This window comes from Fluoribacter dumoffii NY 23 (assembly GCF_000236165.1).
Taxonomy (GTDB): Bacteria; Pseudomonadota; Gammaproteobacteria; order Legionellales; family Legionellaceae; genus Legionella; species Legionella dumoffii.
The window spans coordinates 2,319,906-2,344,376 of sequence record NZ_CM001373.1 but is presented as its reverse complement, the minus strand read 5'-3'; the positions used below and the strand labels follow the sequence as shown (position 1 = coordinate 2,344,376).

The window sequence follows — 24,471 nt, the reverse complement described above, 5'->3', positions numbered from 1 at the left end:
CTCGATACGTTAAAAAAATTTCCATTTGAGCCCATCCCCAAGTTCCTGTCCCAAGTAAATAACCCGTAAATTCTTTTTGGTACACCATTCCATAAAAGATCCTTTACTTTCAGATTCTAATAAAACAAAAATAATATCGGCACATAGGGCACCACAGCCTTTTGCAGCTAAAACATAAGGTTGGGATTCTATTTGACGCAAAATCATCTGCGTTTCGTGAAGAACTAATTGTTTTTTTTCCAAACTTTCTCTATATCTTCTGATACTTTTAGCAAATAACCCGGCGTCTTTTTTTTCGAGACTACTCAGACCCTCTTCAACGATATTATCCAACCCACTGACATCAAGCTTGTCCAGGCTTTTTAAATGATTGTGTGTAGTAATCTTATTGTTTGTGTGAATCAGGCAATAATCCAATGAAGTAAATGGCCATTCCATGGTGTTGATAGTTTGTTTTTCTGGATGAAATAAACAAAGCCCGCCTTTTAACTGAGCAATGATATCGGCACCACTTGGCGCAAAACCTTCACCATTCCACGCACTATGAGAATATGCTTCAAGAGCATGGAACAACTCCTCATCCGTCCCGTTTTTCAAATGCATTTTAAGGGCGTAAACCAGGGCAAATTGCGCACTTGAAGCACCTAATCCTCCTATCCCCTTATAGGGGTCAAAAAACTCAAGACTAAAATTCTTATAAAAATTAAGGTGCCGATTTATAAAATTTCCTGCAGGGCTTTCATAATTGATAGGTTCAGACAAAAAACTAGGTGCATCTTTCCCAGCAGAAACATTAAGGACAAAGGAAGGATAGGAAGTGAGCAGAATCGCCATCCCACCTCTAAGGACCAGATACTCTCCCAAAATGAACGTTTTTGCAGGTACCGATAACTGACAATTCATTATCGTCATCCTTTTATTAGGGATTCGACGAAGTGGGACTCTTTTTTATCACGACGACGCATTTGCATGTAGGTTTCTGCATTAATTTCTTTTCTGTTTTCCAAATCCTTGTTCACATCCTCACGCCATTTACCCTCTGCTGCCAGGTTACCTGCCCTCAGTACAAGCAATTCTGCCCCACAGCCTGAACCGTAGGAGAAAGCAGTGATTTGATCGCCAGCATGTAAGCCGCATAAGGTTTTCGCAACAGAAACCCATAAACTCGCCGTATAAGAATTACCTGTTAAAGAATTCCACTCCATGGTGGGATTAACTTTCTCCAGGAAGAGCTGTTCACATTGTTCAGGATCTATTCCTGATGATAGGCATATGTCTGCAAAAGCCTTTTTCACCATTTTAGGGAAGGGTACATGAAAACAAAGTGCCTTATAGACATCAAACAAATTGGCAAACTCAATGTTTTTATCAATACACAATGCCTTAAAGCAGGTACGTGCGGCTTTTTTATAACATTCAAGACTAAAATCCCCATTGACTAAAGGAAATGGTTCATTCTCCGGCCTCCAAAAATCAAATACTGGCTTGCTGAAAGGGTATGATACAGAATCTATTGCAGCAATATCGGGAGTATCAATGATAAATGCTACAGCACCAGCTCCTTGCGTGGGTTCTCCTGGATCACCCACTTTATAGAGAGATATATCAGCAGCAATCACCAATGCTGCTTTTTTGGGGGCAATATTGGCAAGTTTCCACTCTAAAGCTTGTCTAATAGCTAATGTACCTCCGTAACAGGCATGTTTGACTTCATAGGATCGAACGGCACCGTGAATGCCTAATTTCTCTGCTACAAATGCACTCAAAGGCCTACTCATGTCTGGTGCACTTTCAGTGCCTACTGCTAACAAACCGATATCATCCAGTGTGCCACCCCATCGAGAAAGGGCACGTTTTGCTGCCTCTACAGCCAATTCGACTACGCTTATATTTTCAGGACAAAGTGAAATTTTTCTGCAACCCAGCCCGATAGTATATTTATCGGGGTCTACATTTCTTAGTTTTGCCAGATTTTCTACAGAAAGAAAAATTGATGGAAAATGAAGCCCTATTGAAGAGAAACCAACTTTATTCACCTTGCTACTCCTTACAAATGACTTGAGGGTATAAATTTAGATATTTACGCGATACAACTTGAATGGCAGATCTACTGTAGGCTCTTGTTTCCATAAACTTAGAACGTATCCTCCATAACCTGCCTCTATGATCTTGCACGCTAAAGCATATTTTTTGAGAATATCTATATGATTCTTAACTCGCTCTGATATGAGTCCCCATTCAAAATAACATTCATTCGCGAGATTAAGTGCATCCGCTAGCAAGAATAATCTGTACTTTTGATTACTTTCCAAAGCATGTCTGGTTTCAATAGAGGAAGTTATCATTTTTTCGTCAACAAGAGCGGCTTTAGAGGGTTCCAATAATCTCATTTCATTAATTTTTTGCATGCAATCGTCACTTATCGTGGTTTCTTTGGTACTTGATATATAAAGATGAGGGTGCCATGTGGGGTTTAATTTTTTAATTTCCCGTGAATAGGAGTACATGATGAGGCTGGGTGACATTACTCCTGCAATATCGGCGCCATTGCTGCTTGCCCTGAGTGAGCTCTCGAGTTTTAATGTAAAATCAAACAAATTACTTCTTTGCATGAGGCCATAATAAACAAGCCACTCAGCCACGGCATAATAAAGAGCAGCAAAAAAACCCAAGCCATTACATGGAGGGATGTTGCAATTTAATTCAAAATATCCTGTTAACAAGGAGCATTCCTTACCGAGCAATTCCAAAGCCCGGCTTATCACAGACCATAGAATTATCTGGGTGGAATTAAATCCCTCTCCGGTAATTGTTCGGATTGTTTTGATTTCATTAGGATAATATTTTAGAACTAATTTATAGCGCTCAAATGGACTGATAATTGCATATCCTTTCTGGTTATTAATAAACTCTCCGCTTAATATGCATTTGGCAGGAATACAGACTTTAAAACCCAACATAGACATCATCAAGAAAATTAACGTATATATAAATTTAGCACACAATAACTCAATGTGTAGTATTTTTATACATTGCGGGATATTCTTTGTGATTTCGAAAGTTTAAATAATTGCGAATTAATTCCACGCATACAGCCCATAAAACTTAAAATTTATCAGCTATACTTTTTTTTATGCTATGAATAAAAAATGAGATGGTAGAGACGGCAATGACTTTCAAAATTAACGTACCAGCAAAATGTATTTTAGCTGGGGAACACCTTATTCTCGAACGTGGTTATGCAATTGTTGCTCCATTTCATCAGTATAATTTAACCCTGGGTTATGAGTCTGGTAAAAGAAAAACGATGGATCTTATATCTGCTGAAGCTAATGATTCTTTTGGCATTATATTATGGCCGGCGATTTATAAAGCATATGAACTATTACAAAAAGATCCTCATAAAATTACAGGTGTTTTTGATATTAAATCAACCATCACTCCTTGTGGAGGTCTAGGTTTTTCCGCTGCGCTATGCGTTGCCATTACAGAGTGGATTATCTATCAAGGGTTATTACCTCGTTCTGAATTATTTGAGTTTGCAGTAGAGTTGGAAAATATGTTTCATAAACAAAGTAGTGGTGTAGATATTGCCGGCGTAACGGCTAAGAACATAATAAAATATTTTCCCAATCGTGAACTATGTGAGATGAACCCAGCCTGGGAACCTCTTTTTTATATTTCTTCCTCCAATGAAAGCAGTATTACTGGAGCATGTGTTAAAAAAGTCCAGGAGTTAAAAAAAGAAAATCCCAAAAAATCAGAAATTATTTATGAAAAAATGTTACAAGCCGTTCTCTTAATTCAAAGTGCATTAGAAGAAAAAAATGATGAGAGTCTGCATATTTTGGCTCAAGGGCTAGCAGCTGGAAACGAATGCTTTTATGAATGGGGCTTAGTATCTCCCCAACTACATAATCACATTCAGCAATTAAAAGAGTATGCATTAGCCTGTAAAGTAGTGGGCTCAGGTTTTGGTGGTCATGTTTTAAGTTTATGGAAAGAGCCTCCTCCTTCTGATTTCCCTATCCAATTACATCCTCTGATACTAAATTCAACTAAAAAAGAAGAGCTGGCATCGTAGAGATCGAGGGGTGTAGGCAGTTTTTATTTATGTTTATTGGTCAGTCATGATGAAGTGCTTTAAAAGCATATTTTGGAGGTTTTATGAAATCCATGAGTAGCAATTTCCCCATAACCAATTTTACTACAACACTAATTAGACTAATAAAATCTCGTATAGTAGTTATCTATCGTCCCATTTTTGCTTTATTAACTTATCTGGCTTCTGCTGGACCTGATTATAAGATATCGACCAGTATTTTAGTTGTACTAACAGTTTATCTTGCGGGATTTGGGACATATCTCTACAATGATTTGAATGATTTTGAAGAAGACAGTATGAATAATGAGGTGACAAGTTTTACCTATGATGTCACTTTATATCGTACCATATTGGTTGTTTCTATTTTTTGCCTATGCAGCGCATTACTCTTAGGAATTTATCTTAGTATCTACAATCTCTTCATTGGATTGTTTAGTTTATTATTAGCGTTCACTTACTCACATCCGAAAATTCACCTCAAGACTTATTTCTTAATCAAAACAATAGCTACTGCTGTAGCTTCCGTATTAGCAGCCCTTGTAGGTGTTGCTGCATCGAATCACTTCTCATGGGAAATTTGGCCTTTCTTGGCCTTGGCATTCCTCATTTCATGGGCAATTTCACCATTGAATGATGTGCGGGATATCAAGGGAGATAAAGTGAGTGGACGAAAAACCATTCCTATTGTACTAGGAGTTAAGTTAACTTTTCTCATTACTTGCAGCGCGGTTCTACTCTCTTTACTCATTGCGACTCTTGGTGTCTACAGCATTACTCAAACTGTAAATTACAGTTCTATTATTTTAGCGTTTATAGCTGGTTTTTATTCGTTGTATTTGCAACTGTGTTTGTTTAATAATCAAACAGATAAGCCTCTGATGAAAAAGCTTCTTAGTCATCTTCAGATTTCTATGATTAGTATGCAAGTTGCAGCATTAATTGCCTTTATATGGAGTTAGTTAATTTGAAAAAACGATGGATTTCTTGCATCCGTTTTGACCATGATTTGGATAAAAATTATGTCATATAATTCATTAGAAGAGCAAAACACCCATGTTATTTTAGTCGACCCACAAGATAACTGCATAGGAATAATGGATAAACTGTCTGCCCATCGAGAAGGGAAACTCCATAGGGCTTATTCTATATTGGTATTTCGCAAAAATAGAGACACTATCGAGCTCCTTATCCAGCAGCGTGCCAATATCAAATATCATGGAGGAGGGCTGTGGACTAATACATGTTGCAGTCATCCGCAACCTGACAATGATTTACTTGAGGATGCAAAGAAGAGATTATTTGTAGAAATGGGTATCAAAGTAACCTTGATTGAAGTTGGAGTATTCCAGTATTTTGCCGAATTGAATAATAATATGTTTGAGCATGAGATAGACCATGTTTTAATTGGCTATTGGGTTGAGCAGAGCGTTCATCCTAATCCCCTTGAAGTTGATAATTATTGCTGGATAAACATTCATAAACTACAGGAAAAGCTTTCAGAATGCCCTCAAGTATTCACTCCCTGGCTACCTCAAGTTTTGAATATTGCGTTAGCAAGCAAACCGTTTATTCATTATTTTGGTCAATTGAAGAGATTATCATGAAGATGAAATACCCCTCTCATTTAGCCATTATTATGGATGGAAATCGGCGTTGGGCCAAAAATCGGTTTTTACCCGCGATTACAGGATATATTATTGGAGCTAAAACAGCATGGAAAATTCTGTGTACCTGTATGGAGTTAAACATCCAATATCTTACTTTATTTTCCTTTAGTACCGAAAATTGGCAAAGAACTCAAAACAAACAATCATCTCATCTTCTTAAATTTATAATTTCCTATCTATCCCATCATGTAGAACGTTTTCATAGTAAAGGTATCAAAATACGTATTATTGGTTCTAAAGAAAGACTAAATGAAAACTTATTAAGAATGCTGGATGAGGTTGAGAAAAAAACAGCACAAAATTCACGTTTAACATTATTTATTGCTCTGGATTATGGTGGGAAATGGGACATTCTCAATGCGGCCAAACAAATTGTTCGGCAAGTGACAGAGAAACGATTAGATATCGAGAATCTTGATGAAAAAGATTTTGCCAAATTTTTGGCGACTCAAGAAGCCCCTGATCCCGAGTTGGTCATTAGAACAGGAGGGGAAATCAGGCTTAGCAATTTTTTATTATGGCAAATTGCCTATTCAGAAATTTATTATACTCCTGTATTGTGGCCAGAATTTAATGAGCAGGAATTGTTAAAAGCATTTGCCGCATTTACTGAACGCCAACAAAATTTTGGAAAATAAGAGCCTGTCGAAAAAGTGTCGCCAATCCCAGAGTTTTTGTGCCAACAGCCATTTTTAGAGACTGCCCAACTTGGATTTTGTTGCCTGTTTTTCCAGATATTCCATAGCATTAACTCATCTAGTGAAGAAAGATGCTTGTCCTTGCTCTTTGCATATTAGGGTATCGTTGTTTCAACTGAAGTAACTTTTTTATCTCTAAAATACACTTTATACATAAAATCTCCAGGAGTATGATAAGTCCATACTTCTGTAAGAAAAGGAACGGAAGCATATCGTACGCCTGAGGAATCGAATAAGTCTTGGGTGGTGCTAAGTATTTTTTTTTCCTGAGGGTCCCCACACTTACTTAAAACAGTAGATTCTGAATCTCCCTCATCAATTAATGCTTCGCTGCATTGAACTGCCCAACTGTAATTCATATTTATCATAAATAATACTAATAGAAATAATTTTTTCATATTTTAAAATAATAACTGTTTCTAAACAGTATAGCTCTACATAGTTCAAAAAACATGACAACAGAAATTCAGTATGGTAAAAAATCGGCTCTATCCAAATAAGGGGGCATTTTAATTAAGCTAGTTTAGACTACCCCTTTGATTTAAAAATTCAAAAGGAAGATTAAAATGTTTTCGTTAAGTCCATCAAATTTTTACTGATCCTTGAATGAATCATACACAACGATCCGAATTTGGAGCCAGAGACGATTTTAAATGGCGCGCTTAGAGGGACTCGAACCCCGACACCTTGGTGCGAATCCTGATGCTCTATTCTTAAATTTTTTTAAAAATCAATATGTTGTGAGCCGTCAAATTCACCAGAGACCGGCTAAAGCTGCCTATTACAACTTAGGCTGCAGTTGATGCGCGTTTTGGTCACAATGTTTTTTTGTAGTCCCAAAGTACTCTAATATTTTATTTAAGTAATTCATCCCTAAGGTGCTTGGAATTAATTTATTTTTCGCACATTAACTTTGCGTCCTTTTAATTTTCCACTTTGAAAATATTGGTATGCTTGATCTGCTTTACTGTTGTGAATGGCAACATAGGAGTACATGTCGGTGATGTTAATTTTGCCAATTGTGTTGCCTTCTAATCCTGCATCTTTGGTTAATGCCCCAAGGATGTCACCGGGACGAATTTTATCTTTTTTACCGGAAGCAAGACAAAGTGTCACCATTTCTGGCATTAACGGAGTAGTGCGGTGATTTTTTAGTTCATCAATGTTTCCCCAATGAATAGGTTGCGGAAGATTGTTTTCAATGATGCAAATTCGTTGTGCATCTGCTGGCGTTGTAATATTTAAGGCAATGCCTTTACTTCCTGCTCGTCCAGTTCGACCAATACGGTGAATATGGACGTCGTTATCAAAAGCAAGATCAAAATTAATCACTGCAGAAAGTTCCTTTATATCAAGTCCCCGTGCAGCAACATCAGTGGCGACTAGAATAGAGCAACTTCGGTTGGCAAAACGCAAAACAGCAAGATTACGAGTGACTTGGTCCATATCTCCATTTAGAGCAAGGGCACAGAAGCCTTCCTGGATAAGCTGGTCTGTTACTTCCATTGTTTGTTGTTTGGTATTACAGAAGATTAACGTTGATACAGGTCGATAGTGCAGCAGTAATGATTTTAATAAGGGATATTTCTGAGCTTGTTTTGAGACTTCATAAAAATGTTGTTCGATATCAATTTCTTCAGGAGGAGTTTCTACATGAACTTCTTTGGGGTCTTTCATAAATTGCTTTGAAAGCTGTTTGATTTCCTCGGAGTAGGTCGCAGAAAAAAGAAGCGTTTGTCTTTGTTTGGGGCAAAGCGAAATAATGTTTTTAATGTCATCAATAAAACCCATATCCAGCATTCTGTCAGCTTCATCTAAAACCAAAGTTTTTACCTGAGATAACTCTAAAGAAGCGTTTTTTAAATGCTTAAGAACTCTCCCTGGTGTTCCTACGATGATATGAGCACCATGCCGTAATGAATCAATCTGAGGTTTCATGGGTATACCTCCTGATAAATTAATAATTTTGACATTGGAGATCAAACAGGCCAATCGGCGGATAACTTGACTTACTTGCTCTGCTAGTTCACGAGTTGGACAAAGAACTAACCCTTGAATTGCAAAAAAAGAAACCTTTAAATTATTTAATAAAGACAAAGCAAAAGCAGCTGTCTTTCCACTCCCTGTTTTTGCTTGCGCGATAATATCTTCATTTCGAAGAATTAGGGGCAGGCTGTGCATTTGAATGGAGGTCATATTTTCATAATTTGAAGAAGTAAGGCTCGTTATTAATTCTTGGCGAAGAGGGAGTTGGGTGAATGATAGGTGTTGAGCGGTGTGTTTTGTTTGAGTCATGAAGCGGCTTCCCCTATTGGTGCTAAATTGCCATTGATACATATAAGGTGTGGTCTCACCTGATGTCGTATTTTTGTTACAGTTCAATAATTCTCTATTTTTCGTTCAATAAATGCTGCAGCTCGTTCTTTATAGGTAAAATGGATTGATAAGGGTAAAACGTATAGGATAATTTGTCTGCTGGGCAAAGCTTTAATATATTAAAAACCAGTATAAATTATCGATGACATCTCCTCAGGAGGTGTATTTCTCTTGAGCCATGGTTACCTTTAATAGACGTCCTTCCCGCATTTCCCATTCATATCTAAAGAGGATTGAGATTTTTTTGGGGAGCTAAAGATTATAAAACTAAACCTTTGATGTCGCCAGTAAAGCGATCTTTGAAGAAGCTCGTCTACCTTACTCTATTTTGAAAATTCTGCTTTTAATGTCTCTTCAGTAATTTCAAAGATTAAATTGCCTGCATAAATTTTATGTTGCCTTACTGTTATTTCCTTCAAGTAACCCCTACACCTACAAAGAGATGTAGGGGGTAAATAAAATTAACTAATTAAATTAAAGAACTATTATATTTTGTGCCTGAAGACCTTTTGCTCCTTGCGTCACAACGAATTGTACTCGCTGACCTTCTGTGAGCGTTTTGAAGCCAGAACTTAAAATTTCTTTAAAGTGAGCAAATACATCTGGCCCGGAATCTTGCTCAATAAAACCAAACCCCTTTGCTTCGTTAAACCATTTAACGATTCCATTTACTGTTTTAGACATAAGTAATCCTTATATTTATTATAATGCCTAGATAGGCGAATTTAGCCGGAAACCGGTCAAGAATTAAAAACTACAGAACGAGGGATTAAATGAATAAAACGACGATTTGGAGAGTATAAAATAGACATTTCTAGCTGAGATTAGGTTACTACTCTTTAAGGTTAAAAGTCAATCTTATTTGGAGCATGTACAGTTGCTTAGAACCTAAACCCATCCTATATATGCTAAAGGACTGTATAAACATTTTATTTTCTTGGCTCTACTCTAACAAAGGGAAGGGGGCATTTTAAATTGGCGCGCTCGGAGGGACTCGAACCCCCGACACCTTGGTTCGAAGCCTTATGCTCTAGTTTTAAATTCGTTATAAATCAATGCCTTGTGAAGCGTCAAATTCACTAAAAACGGCCTAAAACTGCCTAGAACAGCAGAGCACCGTCACAGTTGAGACACGTTTTGGTCACAGTAAAATTTTGTTCACTTTGACTCATTAACTAACATTCGAGAGTACAATGACACTTGTCACGAATTATCTGTAAAGTAATGCGGCGCCACTTTTTAGTCTAAGTTTCTTTAACTTTTTGTAAGATTTCGAACCCATGATTTGTAATATGGTATCTTTGTTTTGAGCTACTAGGCTTCTCTGGAATAGTCCTTTCGATTATCCCTTTTTCGAGTAATGGGGAGACAAAACGCCTTCTAAATTTAGTTCTATCCTTCCAACCCATATATTCCAACATTGCCTGAAATGATCTTTTTTCTTTGCAAAATTCAATAAGCTGGATCATCTCATCGTCAAGATCCAACTCTCTGATAACTGAGTGCTGACTAGGTGCCAACTGGGTGCCAGGTTCAGCACCCAGTTCCACAACTTCTAGGTGAGGGTAGAATGTTACTCGTAAAGCAGATCCAAACTCTTCCCACTCTGGTAATGGATAACCACCTTGCTCACAAGCATCCTGAATACGTTTATATCCACTGCCCCATTCCTCAATTAACTCCAATTGACCAAGTGTTTTCGCAATAACGGGGTTGCGTATACGACTAACACCGGCTTTAAATTGTTCAATACTCATTCCTGGCATCATAATGCCTGGATTTTGAATTTCAAGGCGATCATCATAGATAGCTATGAATATCCGACTACCGGTCACTTCATAATTGGCATGTGCTATTGCATTGGTCAGAGCTTCACGGATCCCTTCTACAGGATATTCAGGGATATCTCGCCGTCGCATGTCACCGAATTTTCCGGCCATTTTTGTATTGCGCCGAATAAATTTTGGAACCTCATCAATAGCAGCTAAGATACCACCTTCTATGTTGAGACGATCAATGAATTCAGATCGTGAAGTCCCTTTAAAGCGAGCACATCGAACTTCAGCGTAAGGAAAATAAGTTTCGCGAATTTCTGGCAAACCAAATAAAATCACACCACCATTGGTTGCAACGGTACGTCTACCCTTTTTTGTCAAAATACCTAAACTCATCAGTTTAGAAGTATCAATCGCTCTACCACGACTAGCATATATAGATTTAACAAGTGCCTTGTCTAAATCAGTTTCTGTTACATCATCACACGGAGCTTTATCAAATGAAGAATAATTATTTGAGCGTTTAATCTCTGCAATGACTTCGGGTCCAGCAAGGCGATTTGAGTTACCCACCCTAATGTAAACACCTTTTTCTTCCCCCTTGTCACTTAGGTAATAGGGGCCTGGTGCATGTTCAATTTGTACTGAGATAACTGATTTGTTGTTAATATCAGTGACTGTAATTTCAGGGATCAATTGTGGTTTAATTCGATTCGAAATTGAATTGGATAACTGCTCTTGTATTTTTCCGATATCGGAGACACCTACGATTGTTCCATTATCCTCGACACCGATCAAGATAATACCACCAGCCGTATTGGCAAATGCACTAACTGATTTTAAAATAGAATCAAGCTTATCAGTGTTTCGCTTGTATTCAAGCGTGTTACCTTCTCCAAGTTGACTGAGTTTAATAATATCCATTAATTCAAAGTGCCTTATTTATTATTCATTTGTTGTCATCTGCTGTTTTTCCAGTGCCTAACTTGTAAAAATCCCAATAACGGCCTTAATATGTAGCTGAATATGATGTTTGGTGCCCTATTTAAATCTTATTAGGACGGACTCAGTTTGGACGATCAGTCGTATAAATTTTACTTCAAAAAATGCACCAAACACGTTAACACAATTCCAATCAAGATTGCTATTGATGAGATCAATGTAAACTGACTAAATTTCCGCGCCTGTTGCGTCAAATAACGAGCTTCCGCCAGTGAATCCGATATCATTTTTTTCACGGCATGAACCGATTCTCTGGTAGATTCTTGCAGCAATCTTGCCATAGCCTCTTTACTGCTAGCCAATGCAGCATTGAGAACTTTCTCAGCTTTTTCCCTGGCATCATCTTTCCATTGAGAGGAAATGTTCTCCATTTCCTCTTTAAACCGAGCCAGCATTTCTTGTTGGGACTTTCGGGTTTCCTCAAGCAGTCTTTCATTCATGGTTTGAAGGATGAGGACTGGATCATCTTTACTTAAAATCACACCATGCCTGACGGCAATCTCTTTTATTGTTTCATCAATAGCTTCTGACATTAAATCACCATGGCGTTATCAATCTGACTAAATAACTGATCACGAATTAGTTTTAACCGTTGCCTAGTCATAATACTTCGCTTAGGGGAATTTATTGCTTCATTAAATGTAATTTTTTGTTGAAGCATCTCAGTTAAATCTCGCCCAAAAGTTTCTTCCTTTAAGTCAGGGATATTAATTAGTGCTGTAACCCGATCTGTATTATCTTTATATACTTTCATTTGTTCAAATGTCTTTCCTTCATGCTCAATTCTTCCCCAGTACGGGTTTAGCCATACAACGAAACGAATATCTTCTGGTAATTGATTCACTAAGTGAATAAACCCTGTGATGGTATCGAATAAAGCCTGGCCACCGGTGATGACAGAATGAACAATAAGTTCATGTCCCAAGGCTTGTAATAATGCTGGCACCTGGTTGCTGATGATATAATGTGAAAGAGGCACAAAAGAACTGGCGCCATTATCAATGATAATATCTTTCTCTGTTGCAGCAATTTTTTCAATCAAAGCATCAAAATGACGGGGGTTAATCTCATCACCCTCCATAATATCAAGACGCTCAACATTGAGCGCTTTGAAACCATGAAATGTGGCATTAATGGGATCCGTGTCTATACAAAGTGCTGCTTGTTCTTTATGGAGTTTATACTGAGCTGTGGTTGCTGAAACAAAGGATTTACCGACACCGCCTTTGCCTTGCATCGTAATATGTATTTTGGCCATTACAAGAGTTCCTCCAAGTTAGGTATGGGATTATAAGTAAAGCCTTTGATTTCATTAGTGGCATTACTTTTCTTCTTATTATCTTCCTTGGTTTTCTCCTGCGGCTCATTCGTTAAATCATCACGAATGAACTGTGCTACATATAAGCGAAAGGTTTTGTATGTGAATGAAATTTTTCCTTCCTCAGTTAACGTCTCCCAAATTGCTTTCATTGCCCAGCCATCAGATAACGCTTCAATGATGTCTTCCTTTAGAGCAAGAAAGGCCACCTTATTTTTGGTGTTATTAGCGCCATTTTTTTTTGCTTGGCTTTTTGCAATTCTTTCACTGAGTGAACTATTCATCTCATCCCATCGGTTTTTTGATTAATCTTTATCAATACATCTTATTAGAAATTTTCCTCATTCACAACAAAAATGTTTTTTCAAAATGTTCTTTATTGTTTCTTTGTATGCCATTTATTTCCTATAAATGTTTTTTTTACTTCTCATATATGTTCTTTTATGTTTTCAGCTACCTTTTTAGGTTCTTTTGAGTTCTTTTTCTTCTCATGAGTTAAAAAAACCTTGATGAGAAGAAAAAGAACCTGTTATGATCCCTATAAGAAACACCATAACTCTGGGCAAGATAGGTGAAGTTAGCTAACCAGCAAGCTGGCCACCAAACTTCACGAGCCTTATTTGCACCTTCGGTGCTCAACGGGTATCTTGCTTTTTGAGGTCAAAAAGTAAAAAATTAATCAGTACCTAAAGGATTGCATAACCACTTATTAAGAGGTCAGCAACCTTATGGATGAATTGAATAAAAACCCTACCAGAAAACACGGACGCCATCTTCGTGTGCCCGTTCTTCCTGATGAAGAAATTGCAATAAAAACCAATGCCGCCAGAGCAGGGCTTTCCATCGCAGAATACTTACGTCGGGTTGGACTGGGCTATCAAATCCAAAGTTCAATAGACAAAGATTATGTGATTCAGCTGTCCAAAATTAATGCCGACATGGGAAGGCTTGGAGGGCTTTTTAAGCTGTGGCTTACCCAGGATAGACGTGTGGCACATTTTGACTACAGAAAAATTAAGGCATTGTTGGATCGCATTCAGACAACGCAGGATGCAATGTTTGAGGTGGTGAAAAAATTATGATTATTCGCCACATTCCCATGAAGTCAGCAAGACTGAGTAGTTTTTCAAGTCTGGTAAAATATATAACTGATGAACAAAACAAGCAGGAACGAGTGGGTCAGGTGAGGATATCAAACTGTTACAGTGTTGATCCCACATGGGCTACTCATGAAGTATTGGCAACACAGGCGCGAAACCAAAGAGCCAAAGGCGATAAGACATACCATTTTCTAATATCATTTGCCCCAGGGGAAAACCCATCTGAAGAGATATTGAAGGCTATAGAAGACAGGGTTGTATCGTCAATTGGATTTAAAGAACATCAAAGAATCAGTTCCATTCATCACGATACGGACAACCTTCATATTCACGTTGCCATTAATAAAATTCATCCTAAAACCTTTAATATGATTGAACCGTACAGAGCTTATAGGGCATTTGCCGAAGTTGCATCCAAGCTTGAAATTGAGTATGGACTTGAAATAACCAATCATCAAGCCCGAAAAGGAAGATCCGAAAACCTCGCCGACGATATGGAGCAGCACTCAGGCATTGAAAGTCTGATTAACTGGCTGAAGCGAAATTGTAGAGTGCAAATTGATTCAGCCAACAGTTGGAATGAGATCCATAAATTTCTTGCACAACATGGCTTGGAGATTTGTATTAGAGCCAATGGATTAGTATTTTGTAATGAAAGAGGACTTACGGTTAAGGCAAGCTCCATCTCTCGGAATTTTTCTAAAAAGAACCTGGAATCAAAACTAGGTGAATTTAAGCCATCTCCATTCAATGCTGAAATTTCCAAGCAAAATATTTATCGTTATGAACCGCTGGACAAGAAAGTGATCCTATCAGAAATCTATGCACGTTATCGTTATGAAAAAGAACATTGCAAAACACTACTTTCAGAAACGCTCAGACATCTGCGTGAAGCTAAAGTCAGACTGATTGATAAAGCCAAGAAGCGCGGTCGAATCAAGCGTACAGCTTTGAAGTTAATGAACACTTCGAGAACTCAAAAAAAATATCTTTACAAGCAAATCAGTAAAACCCTTCTGAATGACATTGAAAAAATACGCCAAAATTACGCTAAAGAGCGAAGGCATATGATTGATTTGCACCAAAACAAAACCTGGGCTGATTGGTTACAACAAAAAGCTCAGCAAGGTGACAAAGAAGCTATAGCAGCCTTGCGTTATCGAAACCGAAAAAATCTAAGTAATTATACCTTATCTGGAAGATCGTTCGATATTTCTTTAACTGATATTGAGCGAATTGACTCCATTACCAAAGAAGGAACAGCAATTTATAAGCTGGATAAGGCAGTTATTAGAAATGACGGTAAGGAAATCAAAATTTCTAAAGGTGGTTCTATTGCCACACTGAAAAAAGCCATTGAAATGGCAAAGCAGCAATACGGTAACTGTATCCAAGTCAAAGGCTCGCCACTTTTTAAAAAGATCATTCTTCAAATAACAGTGCAGAACAAAATCTCAATAACCTTCGCTGACCCAGATATGGAAGCCCAGCGAAAAAAAATGATTTCAGAACAGGAGAAACACCATGAACAATCAAGACGATACGGGTTTAATGATGGAAGAAGAACTGCAAGAAGCGATGAAATTGCTGGAACAACCCTTGGAAAAAAAAGAAAGCAAAGAGGCATCCTTTCCAGAACGAAGCCCAACGCTTTCAGCATTAGACAAGGCCCGCCAGCCGAAGGTCAAAACAGCTTGCGAGACCTGCCCCAACTCGATATGGTTCAGTTCACCGGAAGAAGTAAAATGCTATTGCAGGATAATGCACATGATCAGCTGGAGCGGCAAAGACTCCAACTTGATAACCATGTGCGACGGAAAGTTTCTGGACTAAAACAGAAAGGTAAAAATCACAAGCAATAAAAAGTGTGAGCTTTTTAGTTGATTTTGTTCGTTGGCGCAGTGCAGTTTTCATCGCAGCGTTTGTTCGCGGCTGAAAAAATATCCCAGAGCGATACGGCCACCATTAACGCCAATGCTAAGTAAGTGACATAGGTGCTCCAGCCGTATTGGAACCAGGGATACAGAGACAACAGCAGCAGAGTCGGGCCAGCTATACCCAACAGACTCCGGTGCCATTGCCGATGACTAAACCAGCCCAGACCGTTTGCAGCTAGGGCAATCCAGGCGAACAGCGGCAGCAGAGTATTGACGAACATGCCTTCCCACTGGCTGAGTACGCCCAAGCCGAGGGCCGCACCCAAGCTAGCGATGGCAGGAAAACACATGGCACAGCTCATGGCGGATACAAGTGCTCCCAGTGATCCGGCTTTGTCGCCAATACGGGCGAATAAGCGAATTAGTGTTTTCAAATTAAGCCTCCATTTGGTACGCATAGAAATTCAGATTGTTTGAGATGGGCACATAATATCTACCGGGCTCAGCGCCTTTTTCCGAATCAATCTTTTCCATTATTTCTACCCTTTTTGTTTGAGTGAAACAAAAATTGAGCACAGTTCATCTGGTTGGCGTGTTTCACAGTCACTGACCAGTGCTTTTAAAGCTTTTTCCAGTCGCTTGAGTTCTTGAATCTTTTCAGCAATATGCGCCAGGTTTTGCTGTGCCTTGGATCTCACTTCACCACAGGATTGTTTGGATGAGTGATGAATGGACAATAATTCCTGAATTTCTTTGAGGGCAAATCCCATGGTCTTGGCACGCTGGATAAAACGCAACTTATCAACTGCCTCCACGGGATATTGGCGGTACCCATTGGCGGCACGAGGGGGTTCTTCAATCAAACCATATCGTTCATAAAGCCTAATGGTGTCATGAGAAACACCCGCCAGACTCGCTACTTGTCCAATCGTCAGTGCCAAAGCCATTCAATCTCACCTCGGTTCAATTTAATGATCACAGCACGCATCTGGTGAACCACTTTCTTCCATAAAGGCTTTATAGGCTTTTAAAGCCCACATTTCACCGACACAGCCGCCCATGGTAGAGACAACAGCCAATACTTCCCCAAGTTCAGCTTCCGTCGCACCCAGTGATTTGGCTTGCAGTACATAATATTCTAAACAAGGCTCACACCTGGCATTAATGCCGCAAATGGTCGCTATCAATGTCTTGGTTTTAGCAGGTAAAATACCATCTTTAAAAATAACCTCCTGGCGCATTTGCTGAATTTTCGTCGTCGTGCCCAAACTTACTTTTGAAAATGCACCTATTAAACCTAATGCCGGATCAATGTTTTTCAATTGCTTGCTGTCCACTCTTATCCTCCTTCACTATGAGCTCTACATATAAGTCTAAACCATGGACTATAGTCCAATGTCAAGTGACGTTCATGCAATATTTGAAGAATGTTAGAATTGTTAAAGGATAAGCATGAATAAAATGTCATTATTTTACCCCGTTCATAAGGGTTTCTCTGTTTTATCAGATAAGATGAAATACATAATGCTGCTTTAGCCTGACGTCATGATAGAGTACACTTCAATCTGGCATAGCAGAACAAAGTAGAAATATGCAAAAGATTTAGTATGATATCTGAACTGGCTCATCATTATTTAATGCTGTTTTTACTATGCGAATTTGACTATTTTCCAATATCTTAACTGTAAAAAATAGACTTCTTTCGAAACTGGCATCAAGTCAGCTCTATGTTATAAGTTGCAGCAATTAAGTTAAATATTAATCCAAATCTTTTTTCGTCTTCAAGACCTTTTATATTTCCATACTTCATCATAGCTCCTTGATTAGGAGCTTTTTATCAGCAACTTTTGCCAAAGGCTAGTTTCGAAAGAACTCTATTGTATTTTTACTGGGATTCCGAACGAAGCAAAAAGTGTTTTCCCATCGATTTGTACTTGGGTAAACAGTTTAATAAATCCCGCTTTATTGGGCTCAATATGAAATTGTAATTCGGGTCCTCCTCGTTCAGCCTTATTTTGGGGTTCTTTCCCCATAGGATGAACGTGGGTAACGGTTTTAAAGTCTTCATTAAAACCAACGATGTGAGCATAGGCACCCATAATTGGTTCTAACGTATGAACTGGGTTTCCCTTGGCATCAACAATATCTATTTTACCCATGGCTGGTTGCCCCACTTGTAATGGTGTTTTATCAAAAGATAATTTGAACTGATAGCCATCAACAGTGCTTTCAAATAAAGGCTGGTGATCAATATGACCTCCTAATCCCTTAATGTTTTTAGGAGATGGAAAATCAGCAATAATATATTCCTGAATTTTTGTATTCGCAGGCAATAGATCGGCCCATGCACGATAAGAAGCATTTTTGAGGATAGGCTGCCACTCAAATTGGTAAACACCGGGTGTCGTTGTTTCAACTGGATGAACATGGCTGTAGTCCATGAGATTGTCATCAATAATCAATAAATGAATCTTTTGTGTATGTGCCTCAACAAGATCGTTTAGGGTAACTGGGTTATTATTTGTTGTTTTAGATAACTTGAGGAAGACTAGTTTCTTATCCTTTTTTTCAATTATCCTCTGAATTGATAATCGCATGGTAGCACTTTGCTGTGACTTCGATGAATTTTTTGAGGGATTTTTCATCGCATGATGATGTGAATTTCCAGCAATAGCAATTCCATAATATGAATTACTTAATAGCAAACCAATGAGGGTAATGATAAATTTTTTCACAATAATTTTGGCTCCAAGGACACTCAACCGTTCTGTATCATTATATCGTAGATAAACACTAACTACATAGGTTTCCATTAACCGCTTTATATGATTGCTGTTTTTTTTAGAGTTTATACAACATCTCTTTCAATTGCTTAAATCAGTTTAGCGAATTAAAGTATAAGAAAAATTAGATATGCTTAAGACAATTCACTTTATTTTAAGTTATTATTAGGTAATCTATTTATCGATGGAACTATCATGAGTGATATGGAGATCTTGGAGTATTTTCCTGAAGCAAGAGCCGAAGAGGAAAAAGAAAAAGCTCTCTGTTTTCACCCAAAAAATAGTAATCATGAACAAAATAATCTAGTCTATCTTTTGGATTGGGAAGAAGAGTTTGATGTTATCCGTTCAATCAATTAGAGCTATTTATTTTGACTGGTGATTGAATGACAGTCTATATTTTAATTATTTCCTTTTAAAATCATGGATAAAAATCATCATAAAACAAAGTCATTGGTTTATTTTAGCCTGCTGTTTATTACTTGCTGTTTGTACAAACAGTGGAGCTGCCAACGATAGTACAAAGAATTAAAATATTCATGTCGCGCAAGGCCATGGAGGTGGCAGTGGTCGTTAACATCAGAAGCTTTAGACTGAATTGTAAGGGTTTGTCGTGAGTATTGATTCTCTTATAATACCAACTTAGGCGTTTGAATTTTTAGGGAAATTAGACTCACATGTATAATAGGTGAGCAGATTCAAAGGATGGACGCAATGACGCAGATTTGGCATGACAAGAAGCCCCAAGAAGTGGCCAAAGTACTTAAAACTGATTTATCAGTTGGTTTAACTGAGGAAGAAGCACAACGACGCTTAGAAGAGTCTGGCGCTAATGTATTGGTCAAACAGAAAAAAACTTCTTTTTTGAAAATTCTTTTCCAACAAGTAAACAGTTTAGTCACCTGGGTTCTTTTAGGCGCTGTAGTCATTTCATTTTTACTGGGTGAAACAGTAGATGCCATTGCCATTTTTGCCATTGTGGTTTTGAATGCCATTATCGGCTTTATTATCGAATTTCGAGCTGATCGTGCTATTTTAGCGTTGCAAAAATTGGCTTCCCCTAAAGCCAGGGTAATTCGAGATGGTCATGCCAAGATGATCACTACTTCCGATATCGTGCCAGGCGATACACTTCTTTTTGAAGGAGGAGATTTAGTTGCAGCTGATGCTCGTCTTTTTGAGCTGTCTTCCTTAAAGACGGAGGAAGCCCCTTTAACTGGTGAATCATTGCCTATTGAAAAAAATCTCAATTTTTGTAGTGTTGAAACGCCACTCGCTGAGCGCAAAAACATGGTCTTCATGGGCACATCCGTGGCGAATGGTACAGGTCGAGCCATTGTAGTCGCAACCGGAATGAGTACCGAAATGGGACGTATTGCGACCATGTTGAATGAGGCTTCTCGTGATGAATCCCCATTACAAAAAAGGCTTAATCAAGTGGGTTCCCGGCTATTATGGCTTTGTTTTTCCATTGTCCTACTGATTTTTATTCTCGGTTGGTTACGTCGTATTCCATTTTTTGAATTGTTTATGAGCTCCGTTAGTCTGGCTGTAGCGGCTATTCCTGAGGGTTTACCTGCGGTAGTCACTGTTGCTTTAGCCTTAGGTGTTCAACGCATGGTACGACGTGCCGTCTTGGTAAGGCGTATGTCAGCTGTGGAAACTCTGGGTTGTCTCCAAGTCATTTGTACGGATAAAACAGGGACATTAACAGTGGGTGAGATGACAGCCCGTAAACTCATTACCGCAGAGGAAGTGTACAGTATCATAGGTGAAGGATATCACTTGGATGGTCATTTTATTTCCCAAGGTCAAGAGATCGATGTCGCCAAAGATAATTTGTTACAGACGGTTTTGAACGCCGCTTCGGCCTGTAACAATGCAGAAATTCGTTTGCAACAAGGACAACTATCCACTGTTGGGGACCCAACAGAAATTGCACTATTAGTAGCGGCTGCCAAAGGAGATATTTGGCGTGATAATCTGGAGTCTACTTTTCCTCGCATACGAGAATTGCCTTTCGATTCAGAACGAAAACGTATGACGATAATCCGTAGGCAAGCAGAGCAACTGACTGCGTTTGTCAAAGGGGCACCTGAAGTGATTTTCGAACGCTGTACCCATATTTTGACTCGAGAGGGCATCAAAAAATTAACCCCTAAAGAACGTGCCCGTATGCAACAATCCTGTCAATTGATGGCCAGTGAAGCATTGCGAATCTTGGCCTTTGCACAACGGCAATGCGATTCTTCATTATTGGAGGCTGCTGATGAAGACATTGAAAATAATCTTGTTTTACTAGGACTCATAGGACTCCAGGATCCGCCGCATGCTGATGCAAAAGCATCGGTTAAGCGTTGTAAAATGGCAGGCATTAAACCAGTCATGATCACAGGCGATCACCCCGATACCGCCAAAGCAATTGCTCGTGAATTAGAGATACTGAATCCAGGCGATCGCCTGATGACAGGTAATGAACTGGATAAGATGTCTGATGATGACTTTATGGCGTGTGTGAAACAGATTGCTGTTTATGCTCGCGTTACTGCTGAACATAAATTAAAAATCGTTCGTGCCTGGAAAAAACATCACATGGTGGTTGCAATGACTGGTGATGGTGTAAACGATGCACCGGCACTAAAAGAAGCTTCGGTTGGTATCGCAATGGGGATCACAGGCACTGAAGTGACTAAAGAATCTGCCGATATTATTCTCATGGATAATAACTTTACCTCCATTGTCGATGGGATTGAAGAAGGGCGGACGATTTATGACAATATTGCCAAAACACTCGCTTATTTATTAGCGGGAAATATGGGTGAACTGCTGGTTGTTTTTAGTGTTCTTTTAATCGGCTGGCCCTTACCACTATTGCCAATCCAATTGTTATGGATAAATTTAGTGACGGATGGTTTGCCGGCATTGGCTTTGGCAACCGATCCGGCTGAGCCTGGAATTCTTAAACGTCCGCCAAGATCATCACAACAATCTCTGATGAATTTTTCATTTTTCAAGCAGGTATCTTTTATAGGCTGTTTAACGGCACTGGTCACCTTTGGTGTATTTGCTTACGAATATTTAGTCAATGCGGATTTGATACAGGCTCAGGACGCTGCTTTTTCTGTTTTAGTGACTGCAGAATTATTAAGAGCCTTTGGGGCTCGTAGTCAAACCAAGACCATATGGCAAGTAGGACTGTTTTCAAACATGCGCTTGTTTTTTATTGTCAGTATTAGTTTTGCGTTGCAGATCTTCATTCATCATGTCCCATTTTTGCAACGTCTTTTTGGAATTAGTCCAGTGACTTTATCTGAATGCTTGCTTTGGATAGTCTTAGGAACCATCCCTTTACTGATTTTGGAATTGAAGAAAATGATTACATTAAGGAATTCACCTCATGAGGCGTTTTAATTTTAAAAAAGGCTTCTGGGTCATCCTGATTACCAGCTTGATCAATTACCCTGTTTTCTCTTTAAGCCATGCTGCGCCAATACTGGCTTTAGAGAAACTGATTGAAGAAGCTAAGGGAAATAACCCACAAATTAAGGCGGCTCAAGCGCGCTGGATCGCTGCCAATCGTGTTGCACCCCAAGCCCGTTCACTCCCTGATCCTAAAGTCAGTGTTGGTTCCCCGATGAATATTGATCCCATGCGGCTACAAATGATTGGTGCAAGTCAGGAAATTCCATTTCCAGGGAAGCTGGCAGTTCGTGGGAAAATAGCGGTGGAAAAGGCGAAGCGAGCAGCCGCTGAGTACCAGGCAACGTGCCTGGTTGTTATTGCCCAATTAAAGCGTATCTATTACAACCTTTATTCGGTTAATAAATCAATTGAAATCCTGCAAAAAACCCTACTGCTTCTGCAAGAGCTTGAAAAAAGTGCTCAAGTGAATTACAGCGTGGGAAAAGTTCCGCAACAAGATATTTTTCGGGCACAGACCGAAATCGCTCGCCTGGATATGCGTTTGGTTATCTTAAAACAAGAGCGGGAATCGCTTGAGGCGGATATTAACCGTCTTTTAAATCGACCCTTGGATATTGCAATTCATACCCCATCGCAGTTATCTGTAACCCATCATCGTCATAATTTGGCATTTCTCAATAACCTCATCAAACAGCGCTCTCCACAATTAAAAGCACGCGAACGAAGCGTTGAGCAACGACGCCAAACGGTTAAATTAAGTAAAATGAATTATTTTCCTGATGTTGAAATTGAAGGAGGAAAATTACATAACACAGTAACGAATAATGACGGATATATGGTCAACTTGAAAGCCACTATTCCTTTGTATTTTATGGAGAAGCAAAATAATGGCTTGCGAGAATCCCTTTCTCGTTACAATGCTGAAGTAGAAGATTTGCACACCACCTATCAAGCGCTTCTTTTCCAGGTCAAAAACGCTTTTTTGGTGGAACAGCGTTCTGCAAAGTTAATTGAATTGATCCAAGGCTCCATCATTCCTTTGGCCACACTAACGTTTAATTCATCACAAGCCAATTATGGAGTTGGTAAAGTGGATTTTTTAACCTTGCTTAATAACCTGCTGACGTTACAAGAAAATGAAATTGAATTGCATAATGAGTTGGCAAATCACGAAAAAGCCATCACGCAGATAGAAGAAATTACAGGGAAGCTCACATGAAGTCTAGAAAGCCAATCGTCTTATTTATTGTGTTATTGATCGCCGTTCAAATAGGTATTGCGCAATCAACAACAAGTACTCATGACAAGATGGATATGAAAAAATCCACCTCGGACAATTTAATCATGATAGACCCAGTTCGCTTACAAGCAATAGGCATTACATCGGAGCCGGTAAAAAGCCAATGGATTGAAAAAACGATTCGTACGGTGGGTTATGTTGAAGCAGATGAACGGTTGGTTGCCCATATTCATGTGCGTTTTGATGGTTGGATAGAAAAATTATTCGTCAATTTCACCGGAGAGAAAGTCAAAAAAAATCAAGCTTTATTTACTGTTTATAGTCCTGATCTGGTTTCTACTCAACAAGAATATTTATTGGCTTTACAAGCCAAAAAAATTCTTGGTAAAAACAAAAACACTTCAATTATATCAGGCTCACAGGCGTCTTTTGAGGCAGCCAAACAAAGACTTTTGCTGTGGGGAATTTCTGAGAAGGAAATCGAGCATTTGACAAAAAGCGGTAAAATTACCAATACGATGACCATTAATTCTCCAATTAATGGAACGGTTACTCATAAAATGGCATTAGTCGGCATGCGAATCAAACCAGAAGATGAACTGTATACCATAGCCGATTTATCTCGTTTGTGGATTTTAGGCGACATTTATGAGTATGAATTACCTTATATTAAACTCGATCAAACAGCAGATGTCACCTTGTCGTATTTGCCTAATCAATTGTTTAAAGCCAAACTTGATTTTATTTATCCAACGGTCGATATGAAAACTCGTACCGCCAAGGTTCGTTTTGTGGTGGATAATGCCAAGGATCAATTAAAACCGGGGATGTACGCCAATATTGACTTAAAAATTCCTTTAGGCAAGCGACTTGTAGTGTCCAAAAATGCTGTTTTGATAACGGGTGAGCGTGCCGTGGTGTTTATTTATCATGGTGATGGAAAAATTGAGTGGCGCAATGTGACATTGGGTGTGCGTGCTGGTGATTTGATCGAGGTGGTACAAGGCATCAAAGAGGGAGATAACATTATTACCTCTGCTAACTTCCTCATTGATTCTGAAAGTCAGTTAAAGGCTGCGATGGGTGGTATGCAGCATTAATACGATA

The 24,471-nt window shown here is 38.8% G+C and carries 24 protein-coding genes; 10 read left to right on the top strand and 14 right to left on the bottom strand.

The window, feature by feature from the left end; all coding sequences use genetic code 11:
- Window positions 1–9: 9 nt before the first annotated feature.
- Genes KYQ_RS10575 through KYQ_RS10565 form a run of 3 tightly spaced genes read right to left on the bottom strand, consistent with a single transcriptional unit; the run spans window position 10 to window position 2,960 of the window.
- Entirely contained in the window at window positions 10–903 is an 894-nt protein-coding gene (locus tag KYQ_RS10575; RefSeq protein ID WP_010654241.1) for a hypothetical protein, read from the bottom strand.
- Window positions 904–908: 5 nt separating this feature from the next.
- Entirely contained in the window at window positions 909–2,036 is a 1,128-nt protein-coding gene (locus tag KYQ_RS10570; protein ID WP_010654240.1) for a hydroxymethylglutaryl-CoA synthase family protein, read from the bottom strand.
- Window positions 2,037–2,072: 36 nt separating this feature from the next.
- The gene (locus tag KYQ_RS10565) at window positions 2,073–2,960 is read right to left on the bottom strand and encodes a hypothetical protein (protein ID WP_019350061.1); all 888 of its coding nucleotides are present in this window, start codon (window positions 2,958–2,960) and stop codon (window positions 2,073–2,075) included.
- Between the two features lie 209 nt (window positions 2,961–3,169).
- Here KYQ_RS10565 and KYQ_RS10560 point away from each other — a divergent pair, with 209 nt between their 5' ends.
- The 4 genes from KYQ_RS10560 (at window position 3,170) to uppS (ending at window position 6,410) form a co-directional block, all read left to right on the top strand.
- Window positions 3,170–4,084 carry a mevalonate kinase family protein gene (locus KYQ_RS10560; RefSeq protein WP_010654238.1) on the top strand — a complete coding sequence of 305 codons (915 nt, stop codon included), beginning with the start codon at window positions 3,170–3,172 and terminating at the stop codon, window positions 4,082–4,084.
- A gap of 83 nt (window positions 4,085–4,167) precedes the next feature.
- Window positions 4,168–5,064 (top strand): UbiA family prenyltransferase, encoded by an 897-nt coding sequence (locus KYQ_RS10555; protein WP_010654237.1) that lies wholly within the window; start codon window positions 4,168–4,170, stop codon window positions 5,062–5,064.
- Between the two features lie 60 nt (window positions 5,065–5,124).
- Window positions 5,125–5,709, top strand: coding sequence for an isopentenyl-diphosphate Delta-isomerase (idi, locus tag KYQ_RS10550; protein ID WP_010654236.1), 585 nt, complete (start codon window positions 5,125–5,127; stop codon window positions 5,707–5,709).
- Window positions 5,706–6,410 carry a polyprenyl diphosphate synthase gene (gene uppS / locus KYQ_RS10545; protein WP_010654235.1) on the top strand — a complete coding sequence of 235 codons (705 nt, stop codon included), beginning with the start codon at window positions 5,706–5,708 and terminating at the stop codon, window positions 6,408–6,410. Before idi ends, uppS begins: the two co-directional genes overlap by 4 nt.
- Window positions 6,411–6,565: 155 nt before the next feature.
- Here uppS and KYQ_RS10540 read toward each other — a convergent pair whose 3' ends face one another.
- From KYQ_RS10540 to KYQ_RS10500, 7 genes are all read right to left on the bottom strand, one after another.
- Window positions 6,566–6,838, bottom strand: a complete 273-nt coding sequence (locus KYQ_RS10540; protein ID WP_231294541.1) for a DUF2845 domain-containing protein — start codon at window positions 6,836–6,838, stop codon at window positions 6,566–6,568.
- A gap of 520 nt (window positions 6,839–7,358) precedes the next feature.
- On the bottom strand, window positions 7,359–8,765 hold the full coding sequence (gene dbpA, locus KYQ_RS10530; RefSeq protein ID WP_019350060.1) for an ATP-dependent RNA helicase DbpA: 1,407 nt from the start codon (window positions 8,763–8,765) through the stop codon (window positions 7,359–7,361).
- A 555-nt stretch (window positions 8,766–9,320) separates the two neighbouring features.
- Window positions 9,321–9,530 carry a cold-shock protein gene (locus KYQ_RS10520; protein WP_010654232.1) on the bottom strand — a complete coding sequence of 70 codons (210 nt, stop codon included), beginning with the start codon at window positions 9,528–9,530 and terminating at the stop codon, window positions 9,321–9,323.
- Between the two features lie 560 nt (window positions 9,531–10,090).
- The gene (locus KYQ_RS18365; RefSeq protein ID WP_019350058.1) at window positions 10,091–11,545 is read right to left on the bottom strand and encodes an RNA-binding domain-containing protein; all 1,455 of its coding nucleotides are present in this window, start codon (window positions 11,543–11,545) and stop codon (window positions 10,091–10,093) included.
- Between the two features lie 170 nt (window positions 11,546–11,715).
- Window positions 11,716–12,156, bottom strand: a complete 441-nt coding sequence (locus KYQ_RS10510; protein ID WP_019350057.1) for a conjugal transfer protein TraM — start codon at window positions 12,154–12,156, stop codon at window positions 11,716–11,718.
- On the bottom strand, window positions 12,156–12,881 hold the full coding sequence (locus KYQ_RS10505) for an ArsA-related P-loop ATPase (protein ID WP_019350056.1): 726 nt from the start codon (window positions 12,879–12,881) through the stop codon (window positions 12,156–12,158). The genes KYQ_RS10510 and KYQ_RS10505 overlap by 1 nt, the downstream gene beginning before the upstream one ends.
- Window positions 12,881–13,225, bottom strand: coding sequence for a TraK family protein (locus tag KYQ_RS10500; RefSeq protein WP_019350055.1), 345 nt, complete (start codon window positions 13,223–13,225; stop codon window positions 12,881–12,883). Before KYQ_RS10500 ends, KYQ_RS10505 begins: the two co-directional genes overlap by 1 nt.
- Window positions 13,226–13,669: 444 nt before the next feature.
- Here KYQ_RS10500 and traJ point away from each other — a divergent pair, with 444 nt between their 5' ends.
- Window positions 13,670–14,023, top strand: coding sequence for a conjugal transfer transcriptional regulator TraJ (traJ, locus tag KYQ_RS10495; protein ID WP_019350054.1), 354 nt, complete (start codon window positions 13,670–13,672; stop codon window positions 14,021–14,023).
- Window positions 14,020–15,903 (top strand): TraI/MobA(P) family conjugative relaxase, encoded by a 1,884-nt coding sequence (gene traI, locus KYQ_RS10490; RefSeq protein WP_019350053.1) that lies wholly within the window; start codon window positions 14,020–14,022, stop codon window positions 15,901–15,903. Before traJ ends, traI begins: the two co-directional genes overlap by 4 nt.
- Window positions 15,904–15,917: 14 nt before the next feature.
- Here traI and merC read toward each other — a convergent pair whose 3' ends face one another.
- The 4 genes from merC to KYQ_RS10460 all read right to left on the bottom strand — a co-directional run bounded on the left by merC (window position 15,918) and on the right by KYQ_RS10460 (window position 18,653).
- Window positions 15,918–16,352 (bottom strand): organomercurial transporter MerC, encoded by a 435-nt coding sequence (merC, locus tag KYQ_RS10485; protein WP_027220168.1) that lies wholly within the window; start codon window positions 16,350–16,352, stop codon window positions 15,918–15,920.
- Window positions 16,353–16,457: 105 nt separating this feature from the next.
- A complete protein-coding gene (locus KYQ_RS10475) occupies window positions 16,458–16,865 on the bottom strand; it encodes a heavy metal-responsive transcriptional regulator (protein ID WP_019350050.1) in 408 nt (135 codons plus the stop codon).
- A gap of 21 nt (window positions 16,866–16,886) precedes the next feature.
- Complete coding sequence (locus KYQ_RS10470; RefSeq protein WP_019350049.1) at window positions 16,887–17,255, bottom strand: carboxymuconolactone decarboxylase family protein; 369 nt, start codon at window positions 17,253–17,255, stop codon at window positions 16,887–16,889.
- Between the two features lie 537 nt (window positions 17,256–17,792).
- On the bottom strand, window positions 17,793–18,653 hold the full coding sequence (locus KYQ_RS10460; RefSeq protein WP_027220167.1) for a DUF8832 domain-containing protein: 861 nt from the start codon (window positions 18,651–18,653) through the stop codon (window positions 17,793–17,795).
- Window positions 18,654–18,896: 243 nt separating this feature from the next.
- Here KYQ_RS10460 and KYQ_RS19150 point away from each other — a divergent pair, with 243 nt between their 5' ends.
- The 4 genes from KYQ_RS19150 (at window position 18,897) to KYQ_RS10440 (ending at window position 24,464) form a co-directional block, all read left to right on the top strand.
- Window positions 18,897–19,061: a hypothetical protein gene (locus KYQ_RS19150; RefSeq protein WP_019350046.1), complete on the top strand. Its 165-nt coding sequence runs from the start codon at window positions 18,897–18,899 to the stop codon at window positions 19,059–19,061.
- Between the two features lie 354 nt (window positions 19,062–19,415).
- Entirely contained in the window at window positions 19,416–22,112 is a 2,697-nt protein-coding gene (locus KYQ_RS10450; RefSeq protein WP_010652855.1) for a cation-translocating P-type ATPase, read from the top strand.
- Window positions 22,099–23,343, top strand: coding sequence for a TolC family protein (locus KYQ_RS10445; protein WP_019350045.1), 1,245 nt, complete (start codon window positions 22,099–22,101; stop codon window positions 23,341–23,343). Before KYQ_RS10450 ends, KYQ_RS10445 begins: the two co-directional genes overlap by 14 nt.
- The gene (locus tag KYQ_RS10440; protein ID WP_014842605.1) at window positions 23,340–24,464 is read left to right on the top strand and encodes an efflux RND transporter periplasmic adaptor subunit; all 1,125 of its coding nucleotides are present in this window, start codon (window positions 23,340–23,342) and stop codon (window positions 24,462–24,464) included. The genes KYQ_RS10445 and KYQ_RS10440 overlap by 4 nt, the downstream gene beginning before the upstream one ends.
- Window positions 24,465–24,471: the final 7 nt, after the last annotated feature.